At 67.1% G+C, this 18,285-nt stretch carries 20 protein-coding genes; 7 read left to right on the top strand and 13 right to left on the bottom strand.

Annotated features, from left to right (window positions below; translation table 11 throughout):
• Positions 1-110 precede the first annotated feature (110 nt).
• The 8 genes from AC5P99_RS02045 to prpB all read right to left on the bottom strand — a co-directional run bounded on the left by AC5P99_RS02045 (position 111) and on the right by prpB (position 8,408).
• On the bottom strand, positions 111-1,571 hold the full coding sequence (locus AC5P99_RS02045) for a bifunctional 2-methylcitrate dehydratase/aconitate hydratase (RefSeq protein WP_049450968.1): 1,461 nt from the start codon (positions 1,569-1,571) through the stop codon (positions 111-113).
• A 150-nt stretch (positions 1,572-1,721) separates the two neighbouring features.
• Positions 1,722-2,900, bottom strand: a complete 1,179-nt coding sequence (prpF, locus tag AC5P99_RS02040; protein WP_049450969.1) for a 2-methylaconitate cis-trans isomerase PrpF — start codon at positions 2,898-2,900, stop codon at positions 1,722-1,724.
• A 3-nt stretch (positions 2,901-2,903) separates the two neighbouring features.
• Positions 2,904-3,071, bottom strand: a complete 168-nt coding sequence (locus tag AC5P99_RS02035) for a hypothetical protein (RefSeq protein ID WP_495212882.1) — start codon at positions 3,069-3,071, stop codon at positions 2,904-2,906.
• The gene (locus AC5P99_RS02030) at positions 3,032-3,265 is read right to left on the bottom strand and encodes a type II toxin-antitoxin system RelE/ParE family toxin (RefSeq protein WP_495212840.1); all 234 of its coding nucleotides are present in this window, start codon (positions 3,263-3,265) and stop codon (positions 3,032-3,034) included. Before AC5P99_RS02030 ends, AC5P99_RS02035 begins: the two co-directional genes overlap by 40 nt.
• A complete protein-coding gene (locus AC5P99_RS02025; protein ID WP_049450973.1) occupies positions 3,262-3,504 on the bottom strand; it encodes a type II toxin-antitoxin system ParD family antitoxin in 243 nt (80 codons plus the stop codon). The genes AC5P99_RS02030 and AC5P99_RS02025 overlap by 4 nt, the downstream gene beginning before the upstream one ends.
• A 100-nt stretch (positions 3,505-3,604) precedes the next feature.
• Positions 3,605-6,223: a Fe/S-dependent 2-methylisocitrate dehydratase AcnD gene (acnD, locus tag AC5P99_RS02020; RefSeq protein WP_495212839.1), complete on the bottom strand. Its 2,619-nt coding sequence runs from the start codon at positions 6,221-6,223 to the stop codon at positions 3,605-3,607.
• Positions 6,224-6,320: 97 nt separating this feature from the next.
• Positions 6,321-7,478, bottom strand: coding sequence for a bifunctional 2-methylcitrate synthase/citrate synthase (gene prpC, locus AC5P99_RS02015; RefSeq protein WP_495212838.1), 1,158 nt, complete (start codon positions 7,476-7,478; stop codon positions 6,321-6,323).
• A gap of 36 nt (positions 7,479-7,514) precedes the next feature.
• Positions 7,515-8,408, bottom strand: coding sequence for a methylisocitrate lyase (gene prpB / locus AC5P99_RS02010; RefSeq protein ID WP_049404562.1), 894 nt, complete (start codon positions 8,406-8,408; stop codon positions 7,515-7,517).
• A gap of 154 nt (positions 8,409-8,562) precedes the next feature.
• On the opposite strand from prpB, the gene prpR reads away from it, so the two are divergent.
• Complete coding sequence (gene prpR / locus AC5P99_RS02005) at positions 8,563-10,146, top strand: propionate catabolism operon regulatory protein PrpR (RefSeq protein WP_088436312.1); 1,584 nt, start codon at positions 8,563-8,565, stop codon at positions 10,144-10,146.
• 136 nt (positions 10,147-10,282) lie between these two features.
• Here the strand turns inward: prpR and AC5P99_RS02000 are convergent, their stop codons facing one another.
• The 4 genes from AC5P99_RS02000 to pdxH all read right to left on the bottom strand — a co-directional run bounded on the left by AC5P99_RS02000 (position 10,283) and on the right by pdxH (position 12,316).
• The gene (locus AC5P99_RS02000) at positions 10,283-10,744 is read right to left on the bottom strand and encodes a DoxX family protein (RefSeq protein WP_495212837.1); all 462 of its coding nucleotides are present in this window, start codon (positions 10,742-10,744) and stop codon (positions 10,283-10,285) included.
• Positions 10,745-10,902: 158 nt separating this feature from the next.
• Positions 10,903-11,262 carry a YqfO family protein gene (locus tag AC5P99_RS01995; RefSeq protein ID WP_495212836.1) on the bottom strand — a complete coding sequence of 120 codons (360 nt, stop codon included), beginning with the start codon at positions 11,260-11,262 and terminating at the stop codon, positions 10,903-10,905.
• Complete coding sequence (gene aac(6')-Iz / locus AC5P99_RS01990) at positions 11,259-11,702, bottom strand: aminoglycoside N-acetyltransferase AAC(6')-Iz (RefSeq protein ID WP_495212835.1); 444 nt, start codon at positions 11,700-11,702, stop codon at positions 11,259-11,261. Before aac(6')-Iz ends, AC5P99_RS01995 begins: the two co-directional genes overlap by 4 nt.
• 14 nt (positions 11,703-11,716) lie before the next feature.
• Complete coding sequence (gene pdxH, locus AC5P99_RS01985; protein WP_005414153.1) at positions 11,717-12,316, bottom strand: pyridoxamine 5'-phosphate oxidase; 600 nt, start codon at positions 12,314-12,316, stop codon at positions 11,717-11,719.
• A 40-nt stretch (positions 12,317-12,356) separates the two neighbouring features.
• Between pdxH and AC5P99_RS01980 the strand changes: the two genes are divergently transcribed.
• Positions 12,357-13,184 carry a kinase gene (locus tag AC5P99_RS01980; RefSeq protein WP_049450982.1) on the top strand — a complete coding sequence of 276 codons (828 nt, stop codon included), beginning with the start codon at positions 12,357-12,359 and terminating at the stop codon, positions 13,182-13,184.
• 6 nt (positions 13,185-13,190) lie between these two features.
• On the opposite strand, the gene AC5P99_RS01975 is transcribed toward AC5P99_RS01980, so the two are convergent.
• On the bottom strand, positions 13,191-13,394 hold the full coding sequence (locus AC5P99_RS01975) for a dodecin family protein (protein ID WP_005410663.1): 204 nt from the start codon (positions 13,392-13,394) through the stop codon (positions 13,191-13,193).
• Between the two features lie 98 nt (positions 13,395-13,492).
• Between AC5P99_RS01975 and AC5P99_RS01970 the strand changes: the two genes are divergently transcribed.
• The 5 genes from AC5P99_RS01970 (at position 13,493) to mdtD (ending at position 18,137) form a co-directional block, all read left to right on the top strand.
• Positions 13,493-14,035 carry a shikimate kinase gene (locus AC5P99_RS01970; protein WP_012481014.1) on the top strand — a complete coding sequence of 181 codons (543 nt, stop codon included), beginning with the start codon at positions 13,493-13,495 and terminating at the stop codon, positions 14,033-14,035.
• Positions 14,032-15,144 (top strand): 3-dehydroquinate synthase, encoded by a 1,113-nt coding sequence (gene aroB, locus AC5P99_RS01965; protein ID WP_495212834.1) that lies wholly within the window; start codon positions 14,032-14,034, stop codon positions 15,142-15,144. Before AC5P99_RS01970 ends, aroB begins: the two co-directional genes overlap by 4 nt.
• A 142-nt stretch (positions 15,145-15,286) precedes the next feature.
• Entirely contained in the window at positions 15,287-15,526 is a 240-nt protein-coding gene (locus AC5P99_RS01960; protein ID WP_005410666.1) for a WGR domain-containing protein, read from the top strand.
• Between the two features lie 26 nt (positions 15,527-15,552).
• Positions 15,553-16,635 (top strand): uroporphyrinogen decarboxylase, encoded by a 1,083-nt coding sequence (gene hemE / locus AC5P99_RS01955; RefSeq protein WP_049450984.1) that lies wholly within the window; start codon positions 15,553-15,555, stop codon positions 16,633-16,635.
• A gap of 92 nt (positions 16,636-16,727) precedes the next feature.
• Positions 16,728-18,137 carry a multidrug transporter subunit MdtD gene (gene mdtD / locus AC5P99_RS01950; RefSeq protein ID WP_495212833.1) on the top strand — a complete coding sequence of 470 codons (1,410 nt, stop codon included), beginning with the start codon at positions 16,728-16,730 and terminating at the stop codon, positions 18,135-18,137.
• Positions 18,138-18,285 lie beyond the last annotated feature (148 nt).

Genomic DNA, 18,285 nt, shown 5'->3' with positions numbered 1-18,285 from the left:
GACGCGATTTCGGCAATTGCCCCAAGTGTGGGTAGTGCCGGCCGCTGGCCGGCAACCGGCATGGCAGGTTGGATGGAATTGCCGGCCAGCGGCCGGCACTACCGATCGCCCTAGCCCGGCAGGTACAGGTCCACGTAGTCGGTCACCGGCATTGCCGCCAGCGCCACCGGGTCCAGCGATGCGGCCAGGATGCGCTGCTGCTGGCTGGTCGGGAAGCGGTGGGCCAGGTGCCGGCGGAACTTGTCCATCAGCAGCGGAATGCCTTCCTCGCGACGGCGCGCGTGGCCCAGCGGGTACTCCACCAGTACCTCGGGCAGCTCGGTGCCATCGGTGAAGCGCACGCTCAGACCGTTGGCGATGCTGCGCTTGTCCGGGTCCAGGTAATCGGCGCTGAGCTGCGGGTCTTCATGGCAGGCCATCTTCGCGCGCAGTGCGTCGATGCGCGGGTCGGCGGCAACGTCGTCCTCGTAATCCTCGGCCGTCAACCGCCCGTGCAGCAGCGCGATGGCGACCATGTACTGCACGCAGTGGTCGCGGTCGGCCGGGTTATGCAGTGGGCCCTGCTTGTCGATGATGCGGATGCAGGCTTCCTGGGTGCGGATGGCGATGTGCGCGATGTCCTCGACCCGACGCCCCATCGCACGCAGCTGCTGATGCAGCGTGATCGCCGCCTCCACCGCGGTCTGACCATGGAACTCGGCCGGGTAGCTGATCTTGAACAGCACGTTTTCCATCACGTAGCTGCCCAGCGGTCGCTCCAGCGTCAGCGCCTTGCCCTGCATCGATACCGCTTCAAAACCCCAGGTCGGCGCGCTCAACACACTGGGATAGCCCATCTCGCCACTGGCCGCCATCAGCGCCAGGCGCACGCCACGGCTGGTCGCATCGCCGGCCGCCCAGCTCTTGCGCGAGCCGGTGTTGGGCGCGTGCCGGTAGGTGCGCAGCGCCTGGCCATCGACCCAGGCCAGCGACAGCGCATTGAGCATGCGCTCGCGGTCCAGCCCGAGCAGTTGGGCGACCACGGCAGTGGTGGCCACCTTGACCAGCACCACGTGGTCCAGCCCGACCCGGTTGAAGGAGTTCTGCAGCGCCAGCACGCCCTGGATCTCATGCGCCTTGATCATCGCCAGCAGCACGTCGTGCACGGTCGGCGGCGGACGACGCAGAGCCTGCGCGTTGCGCCCCAGCCAGTCGCAAACAGCCAAGATGCCGCCGAGATTGTCGGAAGGATGGCCCCACTCGGCAGCCAGCCAGGTGTCGTTGAAATCCAGCCAGCGCACCATTGCGCCGAGATTGAAGGCGGCCTGCACCGGGTCCAGCACGTAGTGCGTGCCCGGCACGCGCGCGCCGTTGACCACGCTGATGCCCGGCACCAGTGGACCGAGCAGCTTGCTGCAGGCCGGGAAAGAAAGTGCCTCCAGTCCGCACCCAAGCGTATCGAGCAGGCAGTGGTGCGCGGTCTGGAACACCAGCGGTGAGTCGGTGCGTGCGTCGCGCACGTAATCGACGATGTCCACCAGCAGCGCATCCCACGCTGCACGCTCGTTGGATGGGGTGTGGCTGTCGGACATCGTCGATCTCCTCTTCAGAAGCAGGTCAGGCCGCGCCCCCCGGTAATCGCCAACCTAGGTTGGCGCTGGACCGTACCCGGGCGGTGCCAATGCAATGCCAACCAAGGTTGGCATCCACCAGAGCATGTGATGCCGGCGCCGTTCGGCTGGTTACTCGGCCGGTACCCGCACCTTGCCTTCCATCAATACGCGGGCGCTGCGGCTCATGATGGCCTTGGTCACTGTCCACTGGCCGTCAACGAGTGCCGCCTGCGCACCCACGCGCAACGTGCCGGAGGGATGGCCGAACGTCACCGCTTCGCGTTCGCCGCCACCGGCGGCGCGATTGACCAGCGTGCCCGGAATCGCCGCGGCGGTACCGATCGCTACGGCGGCGGTACCCATCATCGCGTGGTGCAGCTTGCCCATCGACAACGCGCGCGCATGCAGGTCGATCGCCGAGGCCGGGATGGCCTTGCCACTGGACGACACATAGTCCTGAGCCGGTGCAACGAACGCCACCTTCGGCGTGTGCTGGCGCGTCGCCGCGTCCTCCAGGTTCTTGATCAGACCCATGCGCAAGGCGCCGTAGGCGCGGATCTTCTCGAAGCGCTCCAGCGCTCCCTTGTCCTCGTTGATCGCCGGTTGCAGCTCGATACCGGTGTAGCCGAGGTCGGCGGCGTTGAGGAAGATGGTCGGGATGCCGGCGGTGATCATGGTCACCTCGAAGCTGCCCACGCCGGGCACGTCCAATGTATCGACCAGATTGCCGGTCGGGAACATCGCGCCCGCATCACCGTCATCGGACGGATCGATGAATTCCAGCTGGATCTCGGCCGCCGGGAAGGTCACGCCATCCAGCTCGAAATCGCCGGTCTCCTGCACTTCGCCATCGCGCATCGGCACGTGGGCGATGATGGTCTTGCCGATGTTGGCCTGCCAGATGCGTACGGTGCACAGGCCATCGCGCGGCACCCGGGCCGGATCGATCAGCCCATGGGCGATCGCAAACGGACCCACCGCGGTGCTGAGGTTGCCGCAATTGCCGCTCCAGTCGACGAAGGCGGTATCGATCGAGACCTGGCCGTACAGGTAGTCCACATCGTGGTCCGGCACCGAAGCGGTGGAGATGATCACGCATTTGCTGGTGCTGGACGTTGCACCGCCCATGCCATCGGTCTGCTTGCCATACGGATCGGGCGAGCCGATCACGCGCATCAGCAGCGCATCGCGTGCGGCGCCCGGCACCTGCGCGGCCTCGGGCAGGTCCTGCAGGCGGAAGAACACGCCCTTGCTGGTGCCACCGCGCATGTAGGTGGCGGGAATACGGAGTTGCGGGAGGAAGGTCATGGATCAGTATCCTGGATGCGACGAACCAATATCGGGGTTGAGCTTCTCGTCTTCGAACAGTGCTTCCATGCCCCGCGAAGCATTCCAGATGCGCACGATGGAAACGTGCGCAGGTAGCTCCACGTAGTAGATCAGGTAGCCGTTGGAGCGACGAACCGGATGAAAACGCAACGGCGCTGCAGCGAGGGCAACAGACCCGCATGCAGTGCGGAACCAGCACCCGGGTGGGCCTCGATCAGCTTTACAACGGATTCCACCGCATCGATGAAGCCGATTTCCAGCACTTCTCCCCCCTGATCTGCATACCAAGCTGCTGCCTGGTCAAGATCTCGAACCGCTGCAGGGGACCAGTGCGAGGGCTTCACTTGCGGTTCCGTGCACGCTCACGCAGCTTGTCAAAGTGATCCGGCGCCAGAGGCGCCGAATGACCAGAGGCCAGCCCCTCGGCAATCAGCTGCTTGAGCAGCTCTTCAGCCTTGCTGCGCTGGCGCTGGCGGATCAGGTCACGCACATAGTCCGAGGTGCTGGAGTAGCCCCCTTCGCGCACTTCTTCGTCCACGAACTGCTTGAGCGGATCGGTCAGCGAAATGTTCATGGTGGCCATGAAACCCTCCTTTGGCAGTTTTTGCCAAGTCAGTGTGCGCCCCGCTCTGGTGTCGGACAAGCCCGCCCCCGGCCTCCGGGGGCGGGCATTCAGCCGGCTATCACGCCACCTTGGCACCTTCCAGGAAGTCCTGAGCGAAGCGCTGCAGCACGCCGCCGGCCTCGTAGATCGCCACTTCCTCGTCGCTGTCCAGGCGGCAGGTGACCGGCACGATCACGTCCTGGCCGTCGCGGCGGTGGATGACCAAGGTCAGCTCGGCACGCGGGGTACGCTCGCCGATCACGTCAAAGGTCTCGGTGCCATCGATCCCCAGGGTCAGGCGGGTGGTGCCCGGCTTGAACTCCAGCGGCAGCACGCCCATGCCGATCAGGTTGGTGCGGTGGATGCGTTCGAAGCCCTCGGCCACGATCGCCTCCACGCCAGCCAGACGCACGCCCTTTGCGGCCCAGTCACGCGAGCTGCCCTGGCCGTAGTCGGCGCCGGCGATGATGATCAGCGGCTGCTTGCGCTCCATGTAGGTCTCGATCGCCTCCCACATGCGCATCACCTTGCCTTCCGGCTCCACGCGCGCCAGCGAACCCTGCTTCACGCTGCCGTCGTCATTGCGCACCATTTCGTTGAACAGCTTCGGATTGGCGAAGGTGGCGCGCTGCGCGGTCAGGTGGTCACCGCGATGCGTGGCGTAGGAATTGAAGTCCTCTTCCGGCAGGCCCATCTTCACCAGGTATTCGCCGGCGGCACTGGACGCCAGGATCGCGTTGGACGGCGACAGGTGGTCGGTGGTGATGTTGTCCGGCAGCACCGCCAGCGCGCGCATGCCTGCCAGCGTGCGCTCGCCGGCCAGTGCGCCCTCCCAGTATGGAGGACGGCGGATGTAGGTGCTCTGCGGGCGCCAGTCGTACAGCGGGCTGACCGCGGTGCCGTGCTCCACGCGCACGTTGAACATCGGGTTGTAGACCTTGCGGAACTGCTCGGGCTTCACCGAGGCCTTCACCACCGCGTCGATCTCGGCATCGCTGGGCCAGATGTCCTTCAGGCGCACTTCGTTGCCGTCGGCGTCCACGCCCAGCACGTCCTTCTCGATATCGAAGCGGACGGTGCCGGCGATGGCATAGGCGATCACCAGCGGCGGCGAGGCCAGGAAGGCCTGCTTGGCGTACGGATGGATGCGGCCATCGAAGTTGCGGTTACCCGACAGCACGGCCGTGGAATACAGGTCACGGTCGATGATTTCCTGCTGGATCTTCGGATCCAGCGCACCACTCATGCCATTGCAGGTAGTGCACGCGAAGGCGACGATGCCGAAGCCGAGCTGTTCCAGGTCCGGCAGCAGGCCGGATTCTTCCAGGTACAGCTGGACGGCCTTGGAACCCGGCGCCAGCGACGACTTCACCCACGGCTTGCGCTGCAGGCCACGCGCGTTGGCGTTGCGCGCCAGCAGTGCGGCGGCGATCACGTTGCGCGGATTGGAGGTGTTGGTGCAGCTGGTGATGGCCGCGATGATCACCGCGCCATCGGGCATCAGGCCCTGCGCCTGCTCGGCCTTGCCCGCTTCCAGCTTGGCCTCGTCGGCGATGCCGCGCTCGGCCAGCTCGGCAGTGGCCACGCGCTTGTGCGGGTTGGACGGGCCAGCCATGTTGCGCACCACGCTGGACAGGTCGAAGCGCAGCACGCGCTCGTACTGCGCGGTCGCCAGATCGTCGGCCCACAGACCGGTGGTGCGTGCGTAGTTTTCCACCAGCGCTACCTGCGACTCCTCGCGCCCGGTCAGGCGCAGGTAATCGGTGGTCTGTGCGTCGATGTAGAACATCGCGGCGGTGGCCCCGTATTCGGGGCACATGTTGGAGATGGTGGCACGGTCACCGATGGTCAGTGCCGCGGCACCCTCGCCGAAGAATTCAAGCCACGCGCCGACCACGCGTTCCTTGCGCAGGAACTCGGTCAGCGCCAGCACCACGTCGGTGGCGGTGATGCCCGGCTGCGGGCGGCCAGTCAGTTCGACACCGACGGTGTCAGGCAGGCGCATCCACGACGCGCGGCCCAGCATCACGTTCTCCGCTTCCAGACCACCCACACCAATGGCGATCACACCCAGCGCATCCACGTGCGGGGTGTGGCTGTCGGTGCCCACGCAGGTATCCGGGAAGGCCACGCCGTCCTGCACGTAGATCACCGGAGACATCTTCTCCAGGTTGATCTGGTGCATGATGCCGTTGCCCGGCGGAATCACATCCACGTTCTGGAATGCCTGCTTGGTCCAGTCGATGAAGTGGAAACGGTCTTCATTGCGACGATCTTCGATCGCGCGGTTCTTCTCGAACGCCTGCGGATCGAAACCACCGCACTCCACCGCCAGCGAGTGATCGACGATCAGCTGCACCGGCACAACCGGGTTGACCTTGGCCGGGTCGCCACCCTTGTCGGCGATCGCATCACGCAGGCCGGCCAGGTCCACCAGCGCGGTCTGGCCGAGGATGTCGTGGCAGACCACGCGCGCCGGGAACCACGGGAAATCGAGGTCGCGACGGCGCTCGATCAGCTGCTTCAGCGAGTCGCCGAGCGTGGCCGGGTCGCAGCGACGCACCAGGTTCTCGGCCAGCACGCGCGAGGTGTACGGCAGGGTGGCGTAGGCGCCGGGCTGGATCGCATCGACAGCGGCACGCGCGTCGAAATAATCCAGCGCGCTGCCGGGGAGGTTCTTGCGGTAATCGGTATTCATGGGCTGGCGGAGTACTGGGGGCGGGCCGGGTGCCGGCGGTGCGGCGGCGAAAGCACCCGGCCGGCACGCGGCCGGCCGGATGGGTACGGCAGGTGGATCAGACGCGCTTGTCGATGGCGACGAAGTCGCGGTCTTCCGGACCGATGTAGTTGGCGCTCGGGCGGATGATCTTGCCGTCGATGCGCTGCTCGACGATGTGCGCGCTCCAGCCGGCGGTGCGGGCGATCACGAACAGGGGAGTGAACATCGCGGTCGGCACGCCCATCATGTGGTAGCTGACGGCGCTGAACCAGTCCAGGTTCGGGAACATCTTCTTGATGTCCCACATCACCGATTCCAGGCGCTCGGCGATGTTGTACATCTTCATGCTCGACTGCTCTTCGGACAGCTCGCGGGCCACGTCCTTGATCACCTTGTTGCGCGGATCAGAGACGGTGTAGACCGGGTGGCCGAAACCGATCACCACTTCCTTGCGCTCGACGCGGGCCTTGATGTCTTCCTCGGCCTCATCGGGACTGTCGTAGCGCTTCTGCACTTCGAACGCCACTTCGTTGGCGCCGCCGTGCTTCGGACCGCGCAGCGCGCCGATGCCACCGCAGATCGCGCTGTACATGTCGCTGCCGGTGCCGGCGATGACGCGGCAGGTGAACGTCGAGGCGTTGAACTCGTGCTCCGCGTACAGGATCAGCGAGGAGTGCATCGCCTTCACCCACGATTCCTGCGGCTTCTCGCCGTGCAGCAGGTGCAGGAAGTGGCCGCCGATCGAGTCATCGTCGGTTTCCACGTCGATGGCACGGCCGTTGTGGCTCCAGTGGTACCAGTACAGCAGCATCGAACCGAGGCAGGCCATCAGCTTGTCGGCGATGTCACGCGCGCCCGGATGGTTGTGGTCGTCCTTCTCCGGCGCCACGCAGCCGAGCACGGACACGCCGGTACGCATCACGTCCATCGGGTGTGCCGACGGCGGAAGCTCTTCCAGCGCCGCCTTCACCGCAGCAGGAATGCCACGCAGCGACTTCAGTTTGGCCTTGTACGAAACCAGCTCGGCGCGGGTCGGCAGCTTGCCGTGCACCAGCAGGTAGGCGATTTCCTCGAACTCGCTGGTGTTGGCCAGGTCCAGGATGTCGTAGCCGCGGTAGTGCAGGTCGTTGCCGCTGCGGCCCACGCTGCACAGCGCGGTGTTGCCGGCGGCGGTGCCGGACAGGGCGACGGACTTCTTCGGCTTGAAGGTCGGGGTTGCGGTCGTATCGTTCATGTTTCCCTCCGAAAACTTGATGGTGCAGGGTACTGCTTATTTCTTGGCGGCGAACAGTGCATCGAGCTGCTGCTCGAAGGCGTGGTAGCCGATGCGGTCGTAGAGTTCTTCGCGGGTCTGCATGGTGTCCACCACGTTGCGCTGGTGGCCATCGCGACGCACCGCCTGGTAGACGTTCTCGGCGGCCTTGTTGGCGGCGCGGAAGGCCGACAGCGGGAACAGCTGGATCGCAACGCCGGCAGAAGCCAGTTCATCGCGGCTGAACAGCGGGGTGGCGCCGAATTCGGTGATGTTGGCCAGCACCGGCACCTTCACCGCGTCGACGAAGCGGCGATAGGTGTCCAGGTCGTAGGCCGCCTCGGCGAAGATGCCGTCCGCACCGGCCTCGACACAGGCGATGGCGCGCTCGATGGCCTTGTCCACGCCGTCCACCTGGATGGCATCGGTACGCGCGATCAGGAAGAAGTCCGGATCGGTCTTGGCATCGGCAGCCGCCTTCACGCGGTCGACCATTTCACCCTGGGAGACGATTTCCTTGCCCGGGCGGTGACCGCAGCGCTTGGCGCCGACCTGGTCTTCGATGTGGCAGGCGGCCGCACCGGCCTTGATCAGCGACTTCACGGTGCGCGCGATGTTGAACGCGCTCGGGCCGAAGCCGGTGTCGATGTCGACCATCAACGGCAGGTCGCAGACATCAGTGATGCGGCGCACGTCCACCAGCACGTCTTCCAGGGTGTTGATGCCCAGGTCCGGCAGGCCCAGCGAGCCCGCGGCAACACCGCCGCCGGACAGGTAGATGGCGCGGAAGCCGGCGCGCTTGGCCAGCAGGGCGTGGTTGGCGTTGATCGCGCCGATCACCTGCAGCGGCGATTCGGCAGCCAGCGCCTCACGGAAGCGGGCACCGGCGGAGAAAGGAGTGGAAGCGGTCATGCGGCAATCCAGGTTGAAGTACGGAAAAGAGAGCGCAAGCACCATGCCAAGCTGCAAGCCGTTGATTTCACGGGAATGACGCCCATGCAGCAGCGAAACATATGAAACATTGAAACAGATGTATCATGAAACATCCCGTCCAACGCGCGCCGCCATGTACCTGCCCCGCTCGCCCCTGCGCCACGCCGATGCCGACCCCAGTCGGCCGGTGATCTGGACCGTCAGCGTCTCGCGGCTGACCGGTCTTCTCGGCGACGTCATTCCCGAGTTCGATCGCCGCGCGCGTATCGAGCAGATCAACCTCGGCTTCGAGGAAGCGGTGGACGTGATCGGCCAGCGCCTGCGCCGCGAGCACTGCGACGTGGTCATCGCTGGCGGCTCCAACGCGGCCTGGCTGCGCAGCCGGCTGGAGCTGCCGCTGGTGCCGATCCAGGCCAACGGCTTCGACCTGATGGAAGCCTTGGCGCGCGCACGGCGGATCGCCGGCCGTATCGGCCTGGTCACCCACGCCAGCGACGTGCCGGTGTTCAGCAACTTCCAGCAGAGCTTCGGCCTGGACATCGAGCATCGCCGCTTCGTCACCCGCGAGGACGCCCGCGACTGCATCGCCGACCTGCGCGCCAACGGCATCGAGGTGATCGTCGGCACCGGCATGGCCATCGACCACGCCGAACAGGCCGGACTGCCCGGCGTGCTGCTGTACTCGGCAGATTCGGTACGGCAAGCGTTCGAGCACGCGTTGGAACTGACCCAGACCCTGGCCCGCTCCGGCGGCAGCCGGCCCGCGCCGCGCCGCCGTGCCGCACCGCGCAGCGATGCCCACGACCTGCTCGGCGACAGCGAGGCCATGGCACAGGTGCGCGCACAGATCGCGCTGTACGCCCCGCATGACAGCACCGTACTGGTCACCGGCGAAACCGGCACCGGCAAGGAGCTGGTGGCGCGCCAGCTGCACGCCGCCAGCGGACGCCGTGGCCGCTTCGTGGCACTGAACTGTGGCGCGATCAGCGAATCGCTGCTGGAAGCGGAGCTGTTCGGCTACAGCGATGGCGCCTTCACCGGCGCACGCCGTGGCGGCCGCGTCGGCCTGGTCGAGGCCGCTGACGGCGGCACCCTGTTCCTGGATGAAATCGGCGAACTTCCGCTGCCACTGCAGACCCGCCTGCTGCGGGTGCTGGAAGAACGCGAGGTACTGCGTGTCGGCGCCACCGAACCGACCCCGGTCGACCTTCGCGTGGTGGCCGCGACCCTGCAGTCGCTCGAGCAGCGCGTGGCGGCCGGCAGCTTCCGCCGCGACCTGTATTACCGCCTGGCCGCGCTGCGCATCGCCCTGCCCGCACTGCGTGCCCGGCGCGGTGACATCCCGCTGCTGGCGCAGCATTTCTTCCGCCAGCTGCGTGGTATCGACGCGCCACTGGATGCGGAGGCACTGGCGGTGCTGACCACCGCAGAGTGGCCCGGAAATGTTCGCGAATTGCGCAATCTGGTGGATCGGCTGCGCATCCATTGGCAACCTGGTGAGGGGCTGATTGATGCCGCGCGACTGCTGCAGCTGGCACCCGAGCTGGTGAATGAGGGCGCCGCTGCGCTACCGGTGGAAAGCAACGGCAAGCGGCCGCCGCGTGCGCAGTTGGAAACGCTGTTGCAGGAACACCGCAATGACCGCGAGGGGATGGCGCAGGCGCTGGGCGTCTCACGCACCACACTCTGGCGCTGGCTGCGCGCGGCGGGATTGTAACCACTCGTTGCCTGGTGGGTGCGAACCTTGGTTCGCACCGCTCTTCCGTCAAGCATCTCATCCACGCATGGCGTGGATCTACCGGCAAACACCAAATGCTACAGATGCGTTCTGGCTGCGCGCGGACGAGGAGCGCTCAGCGTGCCCAACGCGCTTCGATCGCGAACCGTCCACTCCCCACTGCGGCAATCCACAACAGCAACACACCCAGCGGCACTTCGCTCAGGTAGAAGAACCAGCTCAACCAATCCGGCACGCTCAGTCCCGCAGGAATGCGCGCGATGCCATCGGTAAGCGCCGCCACCGCACAGATCCCCGCCAGCAGCAGGGCCGAAGGCCGGCTGAGCAGGCCCAGCACCAGCAGGCCGCCCGCAATCCATTCAATGCCGCCGAGCACCGGCACACTGAACACCGGGAACGGGATCCCCGCATCGACCAGCGTATGCACCATGCGCTCACGGCCCGCATCGGTGAACACCTTGTTCCAGCCGGACACGCAGAACATCACCCCGGCCACGATGCGGGCGATCAACAGCAGGAACGCTTCCACGCCGTGACGCGGCGGCGGCACCGCAAACAGGCAACGCCAGGAGGGCATGGCAACTCCGGAAGTCGAGAACATCCGTCGGAGTGTGCCGGTTAAGGGCCTGCTCGCAGATGAAGCAAGCCGGTCCATTTGCGACAGCCTGCTCTTGTGGAGTCGAGCCCTGCTCGACTGCCTCATGCGTCGGAGCAGCAGCCGAGCAGGGCTCGACTCTACCAAAGGTGTGCGTCGGCCAGCAGAAGCTCGATCTCCTCCACCTGCACCACCGGCACCTGCCACGGATGATGCGGCACGATGCCCTGTTCGAAGATGCGCTGCAGCCGCTGCGGATCGCGCGGCAGGCAGAATTCCAGGCGTACGCTGTCGACCGCTTCGGTGCGCCCCGCCTCACCCTGTACGGGCGACGCACCCACGCGCGGGCGGAACTGTTCAAAGCCCGGCGCCGACCACCACATGCCGTGCTCGTAGTCGCCGGCCGCCAGCGCATCCATCGCCAGGATGCCCTGCTTCACCGCGCCCAGTGCTGCCGACGGCACGAACACCACCACGCGGTACAGCGCCACGCGATTCACGCCGATGGCTCCAGCGGCATGCGGAAATAGACGACCCGTTCGGTCTCTTCGAAGCCGCAGGCCCGATGCGCGGCGTGAGCCTGCACGTCTTCCACGCGACTGTCCGAAGCCAGTTCGCGGCAGCCCGCATCGCGCGTCCACGCCTGCACCGCCGCCAGCAGGGCGCGGCCGACGCCGCGGCCATGCCACTGCGGCTGCACGTACCAGCCCTCCAGGAACCCCACCGGCGAAGACTCGGTGCCGTTCACGTAGTCATGGCGCAGGCGCACTTCAGCGAAACCAACCGCCTCGCCATCCGCCGCACAGGCCAAGAACACAGCACCTTCGGCATCTGCCAGCGACTGCGTCAGTTCCTCCAGCGGATCATCGGCATCAGTCCACAGGCCGAGACGCAACCGCGCCCATGCGGCCGCATCGGCCGGCGTGGCCTGGCGGATCATGGGCGCCCTGGCGATCACGGGTACAGCAGGCGCTTGCTCCAGCGCCCTTCGGCGCCGGCTTCATAGCACCAGCGTTCGTGCAGGCGGAACTGCGCGCCGTACCAGAACTCGATGCGGTCGGGCACGACGCGCAGGCCACTCCAGCCCTCCGGGCGCGGCACGTCCTTGCCCTCGAAGCGGGCTTCGACCTCGGCCACGCGCGCATCGAATTCCTCGCGCGTTGCCAGCGTCTTCGACTGCTGCGAGGCCCACGCGCCAATCTGGCTCATGCGCGGGCGGCTGGCGAAATAGGCATCGGCTTCGGCATCGGCGACCTGCTCGACACGGCCTTCAATGCGCACCTGGATACCGGCTTCGCGCAGGCTGCGCCACAGGAACAACAGCGCGGCCTGCGGATTGGCCTGCAGCTCCTGGCCCTTATGGCTGTCCAGGTGGGTGTAGAACACGAAACCACGCTCATCGAACGCCTTCAGCAGCACGGTACGTGCAGAGGGACGCCCGTGCGTATCGGCGGTGGCCACGGTCATCGCGTTCGGCTCGACCTCGCGGCTCTGTTTGGCCTCTTCGAACAGGCCGGCAAACGTGGACAGGGCTTCGGCGTACAGGTCGCTCATGATTGCGTTCTTCTCACACGGATTGGGCTATTGTGGCTGCATGGCCGCTGCTGCGTATATGCCCCAGGTGAAAGGATTCCCCGAAACATTGGCCGAACAGGTGCTGGACGATGCACTGGGCAGCGGTGCAGCGGTTCCAGTATTGGCGATCAGCGGCCTGCAGGGGAGCGGCAAATCGACGCTGGCCGCGCAGGTGGTGGCGCGCGCCCAGTCGCGCGGCCTGAACGCCGCCACGCTGTCCATCGATGACGTCTACCTGACCCGCGCACAGCGGCAGCGGCTGGCCCGCCAGGTGCACCCGCTGCTGATCACCCGAGGCCCGCCGGGCACCCATGACCTGCCGTTGGCCCATGCAGTGCTGGACGCCGTGGCCACACGCCAGCCCTTCGCGATGCCGCGCTTCGACAAGCTGGCCGATGAACGCCTGCCCGAAGCGCACTGGCCGCGCCTGCAGCAACCGCTGGACCTGCTGGTCTTCGAAGGCTGGTTCCTGGGCACCCCCGCGCAGGATGACGGCGCGCTGGACAGCCCGTTGAACGCACTGGAGCGCGAAGCCGACGCCGATGGTCGCTGGCGGCGCTGGTGCAACCAGGCGCTGGCCCGCGACTACCCGGCGCTGTGGCAGCGCTGCGACCGCCTGTGGTTCCTGCAGCCGCCGGATTTCTCGGTGGTACCGCGCTGGCGCTGGCAGCAGGAGCAGAACCTGCAGGCCGCGCAGCCGGGCCGGCACGGCATGAGCCGGCCACAGCTGGAGCGCTTCGTGCAGTACTACGAGCGGGTCAGCCGCCAGGCGCTGCATGCCCTGCCCGCCCTGGCCGACCACGTGGTGGTGCTGGACGGCCAGCGACAGGTGCAGGACGTGCGCTGAGCGCGCCTATTCCACCAGGAAGGTCACCCGCAGGTTGACCCGCCATTCGGTGATTTCGCCGCTGCCATTGGTCACCACCTTGGTCTCGTTCACCCAGGCGCCCTGGATGCCCTTGACCGTCTCGGAGACCTTCTTCAGACCGCTGCGCACGGCGTCCTCCACGCTCTTCGGCGAGGAGGCGGTGATTTCGATGACCTTCGCGACCGTCATGGCCTGTACTCCGGTTGGCGCGGGAAACCCCGCAGGAACGCCTACCCTGACGTGAAGGACGTAAAGGCCAGGGCACGGAGGTGTTAGCATCACAGGGCATGAATCCTGCTCCGAACCTGATCCTGATCGGCCCGATGGGCGCCGGCAAAACCTGCATCGGCCGCCGCCTGGCCGAGCGCTTCACGCTGGACTTCGTCGATGTCGACCAGGCCATCGTCGATGCCGCCGGCGCCAGCATCCCGACCATTTTCGAGCACTCCGGCGAAGCCGGCTTCCGCAGCCATGAACGCGAGGCGCTTGCCCGCGTGCTGGAAGGTCGCGGCCAGCTGGTCTCCACCGGCGGCGGCGCGGTGCTGGATCCTGGCAACCGTGCGTTGATCGCCCAGCGCGGCTTCGTGGTCTACCTGCGGGTCAGCGTGAACGCGCAGCTGGAACGCCTGGCCCGCGACAAAGGCAGGCCGCTGCTGCAGCGCCCGGACCGTGAGCAGGTGCTGCACGATCTGGCCGCGCACCGCGACCCGCTGTACCGCGAACTGGCCGACATCACCCTTGATACCGACCCGTACACCGCTGCCGACGCGACCGCCCACCTGGTGGTCAAGCTGGCCACGCAATGGCAGCGCCAGGACCTGACCCCATGACTTCCCCCGCCCTGCTGCAGGTCGCCGTCGGCGGCGACCGCCCTTACTCCATCACCATCGGCGCCGGTGCGCAGGCCGACGGCGCCGCGCTGGCCTCGCATGTGCGTGGCCGCCACGTGCTTTTGCTCAGCGACAGCGAAGTGGCCCCGCGCTATCTGGATGCCGTGAAGCAGACCCTTCTGACCGCACGCCCCGACCTGATCGTCGGCGAGCATGTGCTGGCCGCGGGCGAAGCCTCCAAGACGCTGGCCGAATTCGGCCGTGCCATCGAAGCGCTGGCCGCGCTTGGCGCCACCCGCGACGCCTGCGTGTTCGCCCTCGGCGGCGGCGTGGTCGGTGATCTCGCCGGCTTCGCCGCGGCCTGCTGGATGCGCGGCGTGGACTGCGTGCAGCTGCCGACCACCCTGTTGGCGATGGTCGATTCGTCGGTGGGCGGCAAGACTGCGGTCGACATCCCGGCCGGCAAGAACCTGGTCGGCGCGTTCCATCCGCCGCGCGCGGTGATCGCCGATACCCGTGTGCTGGCCACCCTGCCGCCGCGCGAGCTGCGTGCCGGCCTGGCCGAAGTGGTGAAGTACGGCGCGCTGGGTGATGCCGTGTTCTTCGAATGGCTGCAGCAGCATGCCGATGCGCTGCTGGCCGGCGAGGATGCGGTACTGGCCGAAGCCATCGCGCGCAGCTGCCGGCACAAGGCTGCCATCGTCGAGCGTGATCCGTTCGAGAAGGGCGAGCGCGCCCTGCTCAACCTCGGCCATACCTTCGGCCATGCCATCGAGACCGAGCAGGGCTACTCGGCCCCGGGCCGCGATGCACTGAACCACGGCGAAGCGGTCGCGGTGGGCATGGTACTGGCCGCGAAGCTGTCCACTCACCTGGGCCTGGCCGACGATGCCGATCGCGCACGCCTGCAGGCGCTGCTGGAACGGCTCGGCCTGCCGGTGTCGATCCCGGCCGGGCTGGACCCGCAGGCCCTGCTCGGCCGCATGCGGCTGGACAAGAAGAATGTGGCCGGCCGCCTGCGCCTGGTGCTGTGGCGCGGCATGGGCCGCGCCGAAGTGGTGCCGGACGTGGATGAAGCGGCGGTGCTGAAGGTGCTGTCGGCCCGGTAGTGCCGGCCGCTGGCCGGCAACGTCATCAACGAGGAAGCCGGCCAGCAGCCGGCACTACCGGGCTGCGCGGCAGGATTGCCGGCCAGCGGCCGGCACGACCGCGTTGCGGCCGGGGTCACCCTGGCCCCGCTACAATCGGCCCATGCACGTCTACCTGCAACATCCCGACGCCGGTGCGCAGGCACCGCGCTTCCTGCGCCTGAGCCTGCAGCCGGACCTGTTCGGCGGCTGGGAGCTGCTGCGCGAGAGCGGCCGCGTCGGCAACCGCTCGCAGCTGCGGCGCGAGCTGTTCCTGCAGGCTGACGAAGCCCGTCATGCCTTCGAGAAGGCCCGCGATGCCGAACTGCATCGCGGCTTCCAGATCCTCTCGCACGGCGACTGACGCCGCTGCCAACTTTCGTCCAAGGAATGCCCATCGTGACCAGCCCTCTCCGCAACGATCGCCTGCTGCGCGCCCTGCGCCGCGAACCGGTGGACTGCACCCCCGTCTGGCTGATGCGCCAGGCCGGCCGTTACCTGCCGGAGTACCGCGCAACCCGGGCCAAGGCCGGCAGCTTCCTGGCCATGGCCAAGAACCCGGAGATCGCCTGCGAAGTCACGCTGCAGCCGCTGCGCCGATTCCCGCTGGACGCAGCCATCCTGTTCTCGGACATCCTCACCATTCCCGATGCGATGGGCCTGGAGCTCTACTTTGTTGAAGGCGAAGGCCCGAAGTTCCGTCATCCGGTGCGTGACGAAGCGGCCATCGCCCGGCTGGCGGTACCGGACATGGAGCAGGACCTGGGCTATGTGATGGACGCAGTGCGCCTGATCCGTCGGGAGCTGGACGGCCAGGTACCGTTGATCGGCTTCTCCGGCAGCCCCTGGACACTGGCCTGCTACATGGTGGAAGGCGGCGGCAGCAAGGATTTCGCGCGCATCAAGGCAATGGCGCTGAACCATCCGCAGGCCCTGCACCGCCTGCTGGAGGTCACCACCGACGCGGTGATTGCGTACCTGGGCGCGCAGCGCGCGGCCGGTGCGCAGGCGCTGCAAGTGTTCGACACCTGGGGCGGCGTGCTGTCGCCGGCCATGTACCGCGAGTTCTCGCTGCGCTACCTGCAGCGCATCGCCGAGGACCTGGAGCGCGGCGAAGGCAGCGAGCGCACGCCGCTGATCCTGTTCGGCAAGGGTACCGGCCTGCACCTGGAAGCGCTGTCGCAGACCGGCGCCGATGCACTGGGCCTGGACTGGACGCTGGACCTGGACGAGGCGATGCGCCGCACCGGTGGCCGCGTCGCGCTGCAGGGCAACCTCGACCCGACCACGCTGTACGCCTCGCCGGATGCGATCGCCGCAGCCGCAGCGCGGGTGCTCGACACCTACGCCGCCGGCAATGGCGGTTCGCGCGAGGGCCACGTGTTCAACCTCGGCCACGGCATGTCGCCGGACATGGACCCGGCCCACGTGCAGGTGCTGGTCGACGCGGTGCACGCGCACAGCCAGCGCTGAGCATTCGGCATACGGTTGCGGCGCGATGTTGATCGCGCCGTGACCCACAGTGCGCGATCATGGCATCCCCCACGCTGCACCGGCCGCACCCCATGTCCACATCGCCATCGACCTACAACCGCCACCGCCCCCTGCTGTGGCTGGTGTCCTTGGCGATCTTCATGCAGATGCTGGACTCGACCATCGTCAACACGGCATTGCCGGCGATGGCGGCCAGCCTGGGCGAAAGCCCGCTGCAGATGCAGTCGGTGGTGTTCAGCTACGCGCTGGCGGTGGCCACCTTCATTCCCGCCTCGGGCTGGATCGCTGACCGCTACGGCACCCGTCGCACCTTCCTGGTGGCGATCATTCTGTTCACCCTCGGCTCGCTGGCCTGCGCGCTGGCCCAGCACCTGCACCAGCTGGTCGGTGCGCGCGTGCTGCAGGGCATCGGCGGCGCAATGCTGTTGCCGGTCGGCCGGCTGGCAGTGATGCGATCAGTGCCGCGCGAGGATTTCCTGCGCGCGATGAGCTTCATCGCCATCCCGGCCCTGGTCGGCCCGCTGATCGGCCCCACGCTGGGCGGCTGGCTGGTGGAGATCGCCTCGTGGCACTGGGTGTTCCTGATCAACCTGCCGATCGGCGTGATCGGATTCATCGCCGCGATGAAGATCATGCCCGACCACTACGCCAGCCATCGCACCCGTTTCGACCTGCGTGGCTACATCATGCTGGCCTTCGCGATGGTGGTGCTGTCACTGGCGCTGGACGGCATCTCCGGACTGGGCACGCCACACGCGCTGGTGATGCTGATGACCGTTGCAGGGCTGGCGGCGCTGGTGGGTTACTGGCTGCACGCTGCCAATTCGACGGCGCCGTTGTTCTCGCTGGCGCTGTTCCGCGTACCCAGCTACCGCATCGGCATTCTCGGCAATCTTTTCTCGCGCATCGGCAGCAGCGCCATGCCGATGCTGATCCCGTTGCTGCTGCAGGTCGGCCTGGGCCTGGGCCCGATGAACGCCGGCCTGATGATGGTGCCGGTGGCAGCCGCCGGCATGGTCTCAAAGAAGCTGGCGGTGAAGCTGGTGGAGCGCTACGGCTACCGCCGCGTGCTGATGGTCAACACCGTGCTGGTGGGCCTGGCGATGGCCAGCTTCATCCTGATGACACCTGGCCAGCACCTGGCCTGGCGCCTGCTGCAGCTGGCGTTCTTCGGCGCGGTCAATTCGCTGCAGTTCACCGTGATGAACACCGTGACCCTGCGCGATCTGGACCGTGAGTTCGCCAGTTCCGGCAACAGCCTGCTGTCGATGGTGATGATGCTCGCCGCCGGCTTTGGTGCTGCTGCGGCCGGCAGCCTGCTGGCCGCGTTCGGCAACCACCTGGACAGCAACAGCGCCACCGCCGCGCTGCATGCCACGTTCCTGTGCGTGGGCGCGATCACCCTGACCTCGACGATGATCTTCTGGCAGCTGCCCGATACCAAGCCGGAGCCACGGCAGGTCGAACACGTTGCGGAGTGAGGGTGGTTCGGCAGGGCCTGCGGCCCTGCACCTGCAGAGGCTTCAAGCCAAGGCAACAGCCGAAGCAAAAGCTGGCGTCCTGCGGGATGGCGGGGTGGATCCGTTTGCGGGAGACGCCGTAAACCCATCCCTGGGGGCTTGGCCGCGG

This window comes from Stenotrophomonas sp. YJH_SMC_80, assembly GCF_059372495.1.
This window is presented reverse-complemented; position numbering and strand designations above follow the sequence as displayed.

Bases quoted from the DNA above. Each gene is read 5' to 3' on its own strand.
- AC5P99_RS02045 (WP_049450968.1), bottom strand. From the start codon at position 1,571: ATGTCCGACAGCCACACCCCATCCAACGAGCGTGCAGCGTGGGATGCG.
- prpF (WP_049450969.1), bottom strand. From the start codon at position 2,900: ATGACCTTCCTCCCGCAACTCCGTATTCCCGCCACCTACATGCGCGGT.
- AC5P99_RS02025 (WP_049450973.1), bottom strand. From the start codon at position 3,504: ATGGCCACCATGAACATTTCGCTGACCGATCCGCTCAAGCAGTTCGTG.
- acnD (WP_495212839.1), bottom strand. From the start codon at position 6,223: ATGAATACCGATTACCGCAAGAACCTCCCCGGCAGCGCGCTGGATTAT.
- prpC (WP_495212838.1), bottom strand. From the start codon at position 7,478: ATGAACGATACGACCGCAACCCCGACCTTCAAGCCGAAGAAGTCCGTC.
- prpB (WP_049404562.1), bottom strand. From the start codon at position 8,408: ATGACCGCTTCCACTCCTTTCTCCGCCGGTGCCCGCTTCCGTGAGGCG.
- prpR (WP_088436312.1), top strand. From the start codon at position 8,563: ATGTACCTGCCCCGCTCGCCCCTGCGCCACGCCGATGCCGACCCCAGT.
- AC5P99_RS02000 (WP_495212837.1), bottom strand. From the start codon at position 10,744: ATGCCCTCCTGGCGTTGCCTGTTTGCGGTGCCGCCGCCGCGTCACGGC.
- pdxH (WP_005414153.1), bottom strand. From the start codon at position 12,316: ATGAGCGACCTGTACGCCGAAGCCCTGTCCACGTTTGCCGGCCTGTTC.
- AC5P99_RS01980 (WP_049450982.1), top strand. From the start codon at position 12,357: ATGGCCGCTGCTGCGTATATGCCCCAGGTGAAAGGATTCCCCGAAACA.
- AC5P99_RS01975 (WP_005410663.1), bottom strand. From the start codon at position 13,394: ATGACGGTCGCGAAGGTCATCGAAATCACCGCCTCCTCGCCGAAGAGC.
- AC5P99_RS01970 (WP_012481014.1), top strand. From the start codon at position 13,493: ATGAATCCTGCTCCGAACCTGATCCTGATCGGCCCGATGGGCGCCGGC.
- aroB (WP_495212834.1), top strand. From the start codon at position 14,032: ATGACTTCCCCCGCCCTGCTGCAGGTCGCCGTCGGCGGCGACCGCCCT.
- AC5P99_RS01960 (WP_005410666.1), top strand. From the start codon at position 15,287: ATGCACGTCTACCTGCAACATCCCGACGCCGGTGCGCAGGCACCGCGC.
- hemE (WP_049450984.1), top strand. From the start codon at position 15,553: ATGCCCATCGTGACCAGCCCTCTCCGCAACGATCGCCTGCTGCGCGCC.
- mdtD (WP_495212833.1), top strand. From the start codon at position 16,728: ATGTCCACATCGCCATCGACCTACAACCGCCACCGCCCCCTGCTGTGG.